We start from the raw sequence: 10,720 nt of genomic DNA on the forward strand, positions 1-10,720 counted from the left end.
CATACATTACCGTCATTTTGATGGTACTTGGCATGTTACGTTCAATGGTTGGTAACAGCTCACGCACGTCTTTAGCGATATTGATTGGGTTAGCGCTTGGTGCTGCCTCAATCGCACCAACAACGGCTTCTTGACCATTTGCGGTTGCACGGTAGCTATCACTGCTACGTGATAATGTTACTTTTGCAATATCCCCTAAACGGATAACTTGGCCGTTATCACTTGAAACAACAAGTTTTTCTAATGTTTCAGGACTGTTTGATTGTGTGTTAGCACTACCGTTATACAACACGAAATCATTGTTGACTTGACCAACTGCAGATTGGTAGTTGTTCGCTTGCAGTACTTGCGTTACATCACTGGCAGATAAATTAAATGCAGCCATTTTTTGTGGATCAAGCCATACCCGTAATGCAAACGGTACGCCACCATACATATCGACTTTTGCTACACCGCCAACCGTAAATAATTGCGGCTTTACTACACGTTCAATGTAGTCAGTGATTTGGCTGGAGCTTAATGTTTTACTGGTGAAACCAAGATAAAGTACCCCCGTACCGCCACCAGTTGAAAGCGATATAGTTGGATCTTGAGTCTCTTTAGGTAGCTGAGCCCGCACCGAGTTTACTTTGGCGAGAATATCCGCCAAGGCTGCGTTCGGGTTTGTGTTCAATTTCATCTGTACGGTGATCGTCGACATACCCATAATACTTTGAGCTGTGATGTAGTCGATGTTATCCGCTTGAGCTATCGCTTGTTCCAGTGGTTGAGTGATAAAACCTTGAATAAGGTCTGCACTGGCACCGTAGTAAGCCGTACTAATGGTTACTACAGTATTGGTCATGTCCGGATATTGCCGAACCTGCATTTTGAAAATCGCCTGTAGGCCAAGCAATGCGATCATTAAACTGATCGAAATTGCTAATACCGGGCGTCTGATGAATATATCAGTAAAGCGCATCCTGAGTGTTCTCCAGTTACAGCAATGGGATTTCAGCAGGAGCCTTCAGTGCGTCATTTTCAACGATATGCACTAATGACTTGTTGCTAAGACGAATTTGACCGCTAGTGACGATCTGCTCTCCAGCTTTTAAGCCGGAAAGAATTCGTACTTGGTTACCTTTGTTTAAGCCTGTTGTTACTACCGTTTGCATGGCGCGTAATTTGCCATCAACGGTGCGTAGTACATACACAGTGTCGCCGTAAAGGGTGTAAGTAATTGCTGTTTGGGGAACAACAATTTGATCGGCAATGATAGGTTGGATCACACGTGCACGGGCAAACATACCACTACGTAACATGCCACCGCTGTTAGGAATATCAGCTTGTACTTGAATCAAACCTGTTTGAGCATTAACAGCAGGTTCTATCGCGGTGATTTGGCCTTTAAAATCAGTATTTTTGTAAGCGTCGATGTTGATATCAACAGTTTGGCCGATTTTAATTTTAGAAATATCTGTTTGTGGCACGGTGAAGCGGAAACGCATGGTTGTCGTGTCTTCTAAACGAATAATTTTAGTTCCAGGCTGAATGTATTGACCTAGATAAACATTACGTAGGCCAATTTCACCGGCAAAAGGTGCGCTGATATTACGGCGTTGAATGGATTCTTTTAATGATTTTATTTGAGCAACTAGCGCTAGGTAGTTTGCTTTTGCTTCATCAAGGCTAGATTTTGATACTGATCCTTTACGATAAAGATCTTTATAACGTTGGTAAGATGCTTGTACTGCTGGCAGTTTTGCTTCGGTGCTTTGTAAGCTAGATTGCTCAACATTGGAATTAATAGAAACCAGAAGCTGGCCGGCTTTTACCTTTTGACCTGATTCAAAATTAATTTTACTGATCACGCCTGCAGCTTCAGATGTTAAGGTAACCCCTTGCATTGGCTCAATAAAACCAATTGCTTGCAGTGCTGGGTACCAGTTTTCTACTTTAGTCGTGGTTGCGGTTACCGGATAATTAGCTTCCGGCATATTTGCCATATATTCGGCTATTTTATGTTCTTTAAAAAGATTGAAACCAATTACGCTTCCAAATAACAGAAGAGCAAGAAGTAACATCACGATCCATTTTTTCATTGTTAGGAGTGCTCCGGAATTACAATATTAATGCTGAATAATGGCGTCCCAAGAGGCATCAATAGCAGCATTAAGCTCGCTATAGGTGATCTCTAATCCACCATTGATTTTTTGACGAGCTAAATAGCAACTTGTCTCTAAACTAAGTGTACTTAAAATTTCGTTACCGAGTGGTTTAAATAACTGACAGGCTTTACCTTCATCAAACATCTGATTGACGCAGTTAAAAATTTGTCTTTTTATTGCTTTCTTTTCATAAGAATTGTCACGAGGAAGGTGTTGAAATTGCCCTTGATTAATCAATGGTGCTTCACCATTAACAGACATATGCCATAGGTTTAGCCACATCTTACGGTAGCGCTGTTTGAGTGACATGCTATCGTTAATATTACGGCTAATTCTTTTCGCGATATAACCTAAAATATGCTCGTGGAGTTGATGCAGTAAGTCATTTTTATCGTTGAAATAGCGATAAATAGTGCCGGTTGCAACTTGGGCTTCTTTGGCAACCATTTGCATGGATAATCCATGAAAACCATGGGTTGCTAATAGCTTTTCAGTTGCAGCTAATATTCGCTCTTTTTTATCTGTCATTGTTGATTATATTCAATACAATTAGTATGAATGAATGTTCATTCAGCGCTATTGTAGAATTTGATTATTGATCCGCAAGTCTTATTTACGGTTTCATATTATTCATTTTAATGGCTAGGTGTTTGAGATGAGGCTTATTCGGTGAGGGATGATGAAGGGGGACGAGGATAAAATGAAAAAAAGCCCACATCAAAATAGACATGGGCTTTAATGTTAGTTGCTGTTTAGATTATTAGTGCTGCTGTGTCGGTGGCGCGTCATCAGTGGTTGATTTGTCTTTGCCACGACTAAAGATACGTTCTACTACTACGAAGAAAATCGGAATAAAGAAAATACCTAAGAATGTCGAACTCAACATACCGCCAAGTACTGCGGTACCAATGGCATTTTTACCACCTGAACCTACACCAGTACTGATTGCCAGAGGTACAACACCAAGGCCAAAGGCCAGTGATGTCATAATAATTGGACGCAAACGAACACGTACTGCATGCAATGTTGCCTCTACTAATCCAGCCCCTTTTTCGTAGTATTCTTTAGCAAATTCTACAATCAGGATGGCGTTTTTAGTCGCTAGACCTACCGTTGTTAATAGTCCCACTTGGAAGAACACATCATTAGGCATACCACGACCATTCATCGCTAATAGTGCACCGATAATGCCGAGCGGCACGACTAATACCACCGCAAAAGGTACTGACCAACTTTCATAAAGCGCTGCCAGAACTAAGAACACCACCAAGATAGATAACGTATATAGCATTGGTGCTTGGTTACCCGATAGGCGTTCTTCATAGGACAAGCCATTCCACTCAACACCAAAGCCTGGTGGTAATTTCTTCACCATCGCTTCAATGTCGAGCATTGCTTGACCAGTACTGTAGCCCTTAACAACACCACCTTGAATGTTAACTGCAGGAGTGGCATTAAAACGCTCTAAACGTGGTGAAGCATATTGCCAGTCACCTGTTGCAAAGGCTGAGAATGGTACCATTTCACCTTGGTTATTACGAACATACCAAGTATCAAGATCACCAGGCTTCATACGGAAGTCTGCATCACCTTGAACGAAGACTTTTTTCACTCGTCCGCGGTCGATGAAGTCGTTAACGTATGAACTACCCCATGCGGTACTCAGTACTTGGTTTACTGATTGAATATCAATACCCAAAGCACGGATCTTAGCTTGGTCGATAGAGATTTGGTACATCGGTGCATCTTCTTGACCATTAGGACGAACCCCGACTAAATTCGGGTTTTCAGACGCTAATTTAAGTAATTGGTTACGGGCTGCAATCAGTTTGTCATGCCCTTGACCACTACGATCTTGAAGATAAAAATCAAAGCCGCTGGCAGTACCTAATTCAACTACTGCTGGTGGCGCGAATGAGAATACCATCGCATTTTTAATTTTTTGGAAATAACCCATGGATCGGTTAACGATTGAGTTAACATCCATACCTGGCAGTTGACGATCTGACCAATCTTTCAAGCCCACAAAGGCCATTCCCATGTTTTGACCACTACCCGCAAAACTAAACCCAGAGACACTAAATACACTGGCGACGGCGTCTTTTTCTTGATTAAGATAGTAGTCAGAAACTTTATCCATCACTTCTTGGGTTTGTTCTTGAGTTGAGTTAACGGGCAATATCGCCTGACTAAACAGAATACCCTGATCTTCATCGGGTAAGAATGATGTTGGCATACGAGTGAACATCCAGCCAACAGCAACGGTTAGACCAAGGAAAATCAACATCACACGAATTGAGCGCTTGATCATTGCCGCAACGCTAGATTCATAGCGGCTAGTTAACTTATCAAAAGTGCGGTTGAACCAACCAAAGAAACCTTTTTCATTACTGCCATGCTCAACAGGTTTAAGCATAGTGGCACATAGCGCAGGAGTAAGGATCATTGCCACCAATACCGATAGTGCCATTGCCGTTACAATGGTTATCGAGAATTGACGATAAATAACACCCGTAGAACCTGACATAAATGCCATTGGTACAAATACTGCTGAAAGGGTTAATGCAATACCAACCAAAGCGCCAGTAATTTGATCCATTGATTTTCGTGTTGCTTCAACAGCATTTAAGCCTTCTTCATGCATAACACGTTCGACGTTTTCTACCACCACTATCGCATCATCAACCAGTAAGCCGATAGCAAGTACCATAGCAAACATGGTGAGGGTGTTGATGGAAAAGCCTGCCAATGACAGCACTGCAAAGGTACCAAGTAATACCACAGGTACGGCAATGGTTGGAATCAAGGTTGCTCTGAAGTTCTGTAAGAAGAGGTACATGATGATAAACACCAATGCGACTGCTTCAAACAACGTATGTACTACACCTTCAATTGATTTCTCAACAAATGGTGTGGTGTCATAAGGATAAACTGCTTGTAATCCTTCGGGGAAGAATGGCTTCAGCTCATTAATTTTAGCTTTAACCGCTTCTGCGGTGGCTAAGGCATTAGCGCCTGTAGCCAGTTTAATACCTAAACCACTGGCTGGTTTACCGTTATAAAACACCTGTACTGAGTAGTCTTCAGCCCCCAATTCAACGCGTGCAACATCACTTAAATGCACTTTTGCGCCAGCAGAATCAGACTTAACAATAATATTTTTAAACTGTTCTGGGGTTTTTAAACGACTTTGTGCCGATACTGTTGCGTTAAGCTCTTGACCTGGTAGTGATGGCGATGCACCAAGTTGACCGGCAGAGATCTGCGCATTTTGCTCTTTGATTGCCGCAATGACATCAATACTTGTGAGGTTATATTTTGTTAGTTTGAGAGGATCTAGCCAAATACGCATCGCATATTGAGCACCAAAAGCTTGGATTTCACCTACACCTGCAACCCGACTCATTGGATCTGACACATTAGAACTGATGTAGTCCGAAATGTCATTTTTATCCATTGAACCATCTTCGGAATAGAATCCGACCACCATCAAGAAACTTGAGCTTGATTTGTTAACCTTAACACCTTGTTGTTGTACTTCCATTGGAAGCAAAGGCGTCGCTGATTGCAATTTATTTTGCACCTGTACCTGAGCGATATCAGGATCGGCTTCAGCATTAAAGGTTAAGGTAATCTGAGTGTTACCAAAACTATCACTGGTTGATGACAAGTAACGCAGGTGATCGATACCAGTCATACGCTGTTCGATAACTTGCGTTACCGTATCTTGCATGGTTTTGGCGTTAGCGCCTGGGTAGTTGGCACTAATTACAACTGTTGGTGGTGCAATGCTAGGGTATTGCGATACTGGTAGTTTCAAAATGGATAACACACCAGCGAGCATTATAATAATGGCAATCACCCATGCAAAAATAGGGCGATCAATAAAGAAACGAGCCATAGTTTATTCCCTATTTATTATAACTGATTGACGGTTATGGGCGTCGGTTCAACTACAGCCCCTGGACGGATTTTTTGTAAACCATCAACAATTATTTGGTCGCCATCTTTAAGTCCGCTAGTAATTCGCCATTGGTTATTAATTGCTTCTGCTGTAGTCACTATGCGTGATTCAACTTTATTTTCTGCACCAACAAGCATCACAATAGCTTGGCCTTTACTGTTACGGGTAATGGCCTTTTGTGGAATTAAAATTGCTTTAGGATCTGTACCTGTATTGAGTATTGCACGTACATACATACCCGGTAATAAAACGCTGTCTGGATTTGGGAATTCAGCACGTAACGTAACTGAGCCTGTATTGGGATCGACATTCACTTCAGCAAACTGTAGCGTACCGTGATGTGAGTAAACCGTGCCATCTTCAAGAACCAATTCGACGTCAGCATTATCACTGGCTTTAAGTTGACCTAGCTTTAGCGCTGACTTTAGACGTAGTAACTGGGTGCTTGATTGAGCGATATCAACATTAATCGGATCGAGTTGTTGGATAGTGGCTAACACTTGTGCTTGGCCAGCGGTAACTAATGCACCGGGTGTAACTGATGACTGACCAATACGACCCGCAATTGGTGCTCTAACTTTGGTATAATTAAGATCTATCTTCGCTTTGTTAACACTGGCTTTCGCAACTTCAATGCCAGCAAGAGCAACTTTGTATTTTGCTTTGTTATCATCATAGGCTTGTTTGCTAATTGCGCCACGGTTAACCAATGTTTGGCTACGCTTAGCCAGTGCTTGGGCCGAATCTAGGTTAGCTTGTGCTTGAGCTAAACTTGCTTTAGCACTGAGGTAAGCGGCGTTATAAGGGGAAGAGTCAATGCTATACAATGATTCACCTTTACGTACATTTTTGCCTTCAGTAAAGCTACGCTCAGTAATAATACCTGATACTTGCGGACGAACCTCTGCTTCAAGATAGGCTTTACTACGACCAGGGAGTTCGATATGAATGGCTTGTGGATGAGAACTAACAATAAGCGTACCTACAGGTACATTTTTTGCTGCTTGTTGAGTGTGGTCTTTGGATGTGTTTTGGTCACAAGCTGATATTCCTAGCGTTAAGCTGATAATAGTAGCAATGGCTGCGATTTTCCGCATGAAATCTCCTAAATTTAAGCAATATAATTACTGTTAAATGTTAATTTGATTATTTAACACTAATGTAACGGTTATTTGCTGTTTTGTAATCAATATTTAATCTGATTTAGAATTGAGTTCTATTTGCTCTGATTTATTTTAGAACTTATTCAATATATTAATTCTAAATCTACTATTTAAGTTGTTTAAATAATGAAATTGCAACAAATATTGATGAATGGTAAAAGCACTATTCTACGTGAAGTGAATAGATGTGTAACTAAAGCGCGTTAACATGCGCCCAATTTTTAATGACGTCAGGATAACTAATGAAACTGAACCCAAGGCAAACAGAAGCAGTTAAATACGTTTCCGGGCCGTGCTTAGTCTTGGCTGGTGCCGGCTCAGGTAAAACGCGCGTTATTACCAATAAAATCGCTTACTTAGTTCAGAAGTGTGACTATAAAGCACGGAATATCGCAGCGTTAACCTTTACTAATAAAGCGGCACGTGAAATGAAAGAACGTGTTGGTCAAACATTAGGTCGTCAAGAGTCCAAAGGGTTAATGGTGTCAACTTTTCATACATTAGGGCTTAATATTGTACGTCGAGAGTGTAAATATTTAGGCTTAAAAGCTAATTTTTCATTGTTTGACGACCAAGATCAGATGGCATTATTGAAAGAGTTGACCGAAGAAGAACTCGACGGCGATAAAGACTTATTAAAGCAATTACAGTCAACGATTTCTAATTGGAAAAATGACATGTTATCGCCAGCTGATGCCGCTGGCCGAGCACAATCTGAACGTGATCAATTGTTTGCCCATTGTTATGAAATGTACCAACGCCAAATGAAAGCTTATAACGCGCTTGATTTTGATGACTTGATCTTAATGCCGGTATTGTTGCTACGTGATAATCAAGACGTACGTCAACGGTGGCAAAATCGTATTCGTTATTTGCTGGTGGATGAATATCAAGATACCAATACCAGCCAATATTTATTTGTGAAGTTATTGGTTGGCGAGCGGGCGCGATTTACGGTGGTTGGTGATGATGATCAGTCTATCTATTCGTGGCGTGGCGCTCAGCCTGAAAATTTAGCCTTACTTAATAAAGATTTTCCCAATCTGAAAGTAGTTAAGCTTGAGCAAAATTACCGTTCGACCAGCCGTATTCTGCGAACCGCCAATATTCTTATTGCAAATAATCCACACTTGTTTGAAAAAGCGCTATTTTCTGCGATTCCTGATGGGGAAATGCTGAAAGTGCTCACGGCTAAAAACGAAGAACATGAAGCCGAGAAAGTCGTTGGTGAATTGATCGCGCATCGATTTATGAATAATACCGCTTATAAAGATTATGCGATTTTATACCGCGGCAATCATCAGTCGCGGTTATTTGAAAAAGCACTGATGCAAAACCGTATTCCATATAAAATTTCTGGTGGAACATCGTTTTTCTCGCGGGTTGAGATCAAAGATATGATGGCGTATTTGCGAGTATTAACTAACCCTGATGACGATAATGCTTTTCTACGAATAGTGAATACACCTCGGCGTGAAATTGGCCCGGTTACGCTTGAGAAGCTGGGAACGTACGCCAATATGCGAGGTAAAAGTTTATTTGAAGCCAGTTTTGAAATGGGATTAGAACAACATTTATCAGGACGAGGTTTAGAAGCTTTGCAACGTTTTACGCATTGGATTAATCAGTTAACTGATAATGCTGAGCGTGGTGATACCGTTGCTGCTGTGCGTCAATTGGTGCGCGATATTCATTATGAAGATTGGCTTTATGAAACATCAGCCAGTCCTAAAGCTGCTGAAATGCGTATGAAAAACGTCTCCGATTTATACAGTTGGATCACCGCTGATTTAGAAGGTGATAACTATGATAAAGAGATCAAAACCCTTAAAGAGGTGGTGCAGCGATTAACTTTGCGCGACATGATGGAGCGCGGTGAAGATAATGACGACGCAGATCAAGTGCAGTTAATGACGTTACACGCATCTAAAGGCTTAGAGTTTCCTTATGTGTTTTTAATTGGCGCTGAAGAAGGTATTTTGCCGCATCAAACCAGTATTGATGAAGATAATGTTGATGAAGAACGTCGATTGGCATATGTTGGGATCACGCGTGCGCAGCGGGAACTTACTTTCACGTTATGTAAAGAACGTCGTCAGTATGGTGAACTAATCAAACCAGAGCCAAGTCGTTTCTTATACGAGTTACCCCAAGATGACTTAGAGTGGGAAAGTGAACGTAAACCCGTTACGGCAGAAGAACGCATGCAAAAAGGCCAAGCCCATATTGCGAATATTCGAAATCTATTTAAGAAATAACCTTTAATATAAGCATATTTTATACAGGTTGTTTATATAAAAGAGAGAGGGAGCGATCCCCCTCTCTTTTATTATCCAATACATATTGACTAGATAAAACCGAATAAGGCGATGTCGTTTTAGTTAGGTTTAATCATATAGTTGATAGCTGCAATAATTTCATCATCACTACAATCCATACATGTTCCTTTTGCTGGCATGGCATTGAAACCTCCAATAGCATGCTTAGCGAGTACGGTATCACCTTGACTTACTCGAGTTGCCCAATCATCAGCATCGCCTTTTTTTGGTGCGCCCATCAAGCCTGAATTATGACAAGAAGCACAGTATTGGTCGTAAACTGCTTGGCCTGTTCGTGCGGGGGTTGTCGTTACAACGACTGCGGGAGCCGTTCCTTCAAGGTGTACATTGCCAACAGGCTTGGTTCGATCATTGATTGCTGAAACTGACATATCAGCGGCAATGGTGGTGGTTGAGAAAAAGAGCAGAGTACAAAGAGCGATTAACCATAGTCGTAACGATAAATCCATTTTTTCACCTTTTGCTACGTCCTGTTATTTAAGGAAAGGTCATTTATAATGACGATGTGTTATTTTTTATGTGCAATTGTGGATACATATAGATGTTACTCATTTGTAAGTATAGCAACTATAAGCAGTAATAAAGTTTAATCTAGCGCTAACCATGATACGAATCAGCATCGATTTGCTGATAAAATCAGCGAGCGGAAGAAAAATAAAAAAAAACACTTGCCGAGTTGCGTTCTGATCCGTAATATTCACCTCCGTCGATAGGGCAAGGCGCCCGTAGCTCAGCTGGATAGAGCGTTGGCCTCCGGAGCCAAAGGCCGAAGGTTCGAATCCTTTCGGGCGCACCATCATCCGGTCGTATTGGCAAAGGTTACAAACAATGGTGGCTATAGCTCAGTTGGTAGAGTCCCGGATTGTGATTCCGGTTGTCGCGAGTTCAAGCCTCGTTAGCCACCCCATATTATAATGTGTTGATCACCCAGTCAGCATGTTGGCTTTTTAAAGCCCGCTTGTTTTACAAGCACACAGAATTTAGTCAGTGATAACGTAGTTTGATAGCGCATCTCTGATGTTAGGAATAGCGGACCAGAGGGTTAAGCCTTTTAGCAGCGTTCCTAGAAAAGAATTAAGTCGGTGAATAGCGCAGTTTGGTAGCGCA

Annotated in this window: 7 protein-coding genes and 2 tRNA genes; 3 read left to right on the forward strand and 6 right to left on the reverse strand. The window is 41.5% G+C overall.

Annotated elements, in window-relative coordinates:
• The 5 genes from Q0V26_RS17220 to Q0V26_RS17240 form a co-directional block, all read right to left on the reverse strand.
• Positions 1-961, reverse strand: a 961-nt coding sequence (locus tag Q0V26_RS17220) for an efflux RND transporter permease subunit (protein ID WP_297486128.1), incomplete at its 3' end; no start/stop codon positions are given.
• Positions 962-977: 16 nt separating this feature from the next.
• A complete protein-coding gene (locus tag Q0V26_RS17225) occupies positions 978-2,081 on the reverse strand; it encodes an efflux RND transporter periplasmic adaptor subunit (protein ID WP_297486130.1) in 1,104 nt (367 codons plus the stop codon).
• Between the two features lie 27 nt (positions 2,082-2,108).
• The gene (locus Q0V26_RS17230) at positions 2,109-2,675 is read right to left on the reverse strand and encodes a TetR/AcrR family transcriptional regulator (RefSeq protein ID WP_297486133.1); all 567 of its coding nucleotides are present in this window, start codon (positions 2,673-2,675) and stop codon (positions 2,109-2,111) included.
• Between the two features lie 232 nt (positions 2,676-2,907).
• The gene (locus Q0V26_RS17235) at positions 2,908-6,048 is read right to left on the reverse strand and encodes an efflux RND transporter permease subunit (RefSeq protein ID WP_297486134.1); all 3,141 of its coding nucleotides are present in this window, start codon (positions 6,046-6,048) and stop codon (positions 2,908-2,910) included.
• 17 nt (positions 6,049-6,065) lie between these two features.
• Positions 6,066-7,208: an efflux RND transporter periplasmic adaptor subunit gene (locus Q0V26_RS17240; protein ID WP_297486137.1), complete on the reverse strand. Its 1,143-nt coding sequence runs from the start codon at positions 7,206-7,208 to the stop codon at positions 6,066-6,068.
• 308 nt (positions 7,209-7,516) lie between these two features.
• Between Q0V26_RS17240 and rep the strand changes: the two genes are divergently transcribed.
• The gene (gene rep, locus Q0V26_RS17245; protein ID WP_297486139.1) at positions 7,517-9,532 is read left to right on the forward strand and encodes a DNA helicase Rep; all 2,016 of its coding nucleotides are present in this window, start codon (positions 7,517-7,519) and stop codon (positions 9,530-9,532) included.
• Between the two features lie 119 nt (positions 9,533-9,651).
• On the opposite strand, the gene Q0V26_RS17250 is transcribed toward rep, so the two are convergent.
• Entirely contained in the window at positions 9,652-10,062 is a 411-nt protein-coding gene (locus tag Q0V26_RS17250; RefSeq protein ID WP_297486141.1) for a c-type cytochrome, read from the reverse strand.
• Positions 10,063-10,332: 270 nt separating this feature from the next.
• Between Q0V26_RS17250 and Q0V26_RS17255 the strand changes: the two genes are divergently transcribed.
• Both Q0V26_RS17255 and Q0V26_RS17260 read left to right on the forward strand, forming a co-directional pair.
• Positions 10,333-10,409 (forward strand) — tRNA-Arg (locus Q0V26_RS17255).
• A gap of 35 nt (positions 10,410-10,444) precedes the next feature.
• Positions 10,445-10,520 (forward strand) — tRNA-His (locus Q0V26_RS17260).
• Positions 10,521-10,720 lie beyond the last annotated feature (200 nt).

The sequence above is a fragment of the uncultured Photobacterium sp. genome, from assembly GCF_947039875.1.
Taxonomy (GTDB): domain Bacteria; phylum Pseudomonadota; class Gammaproteobacteria; order Enterobacterales; family Vibrionaceae; genus Photobacterium.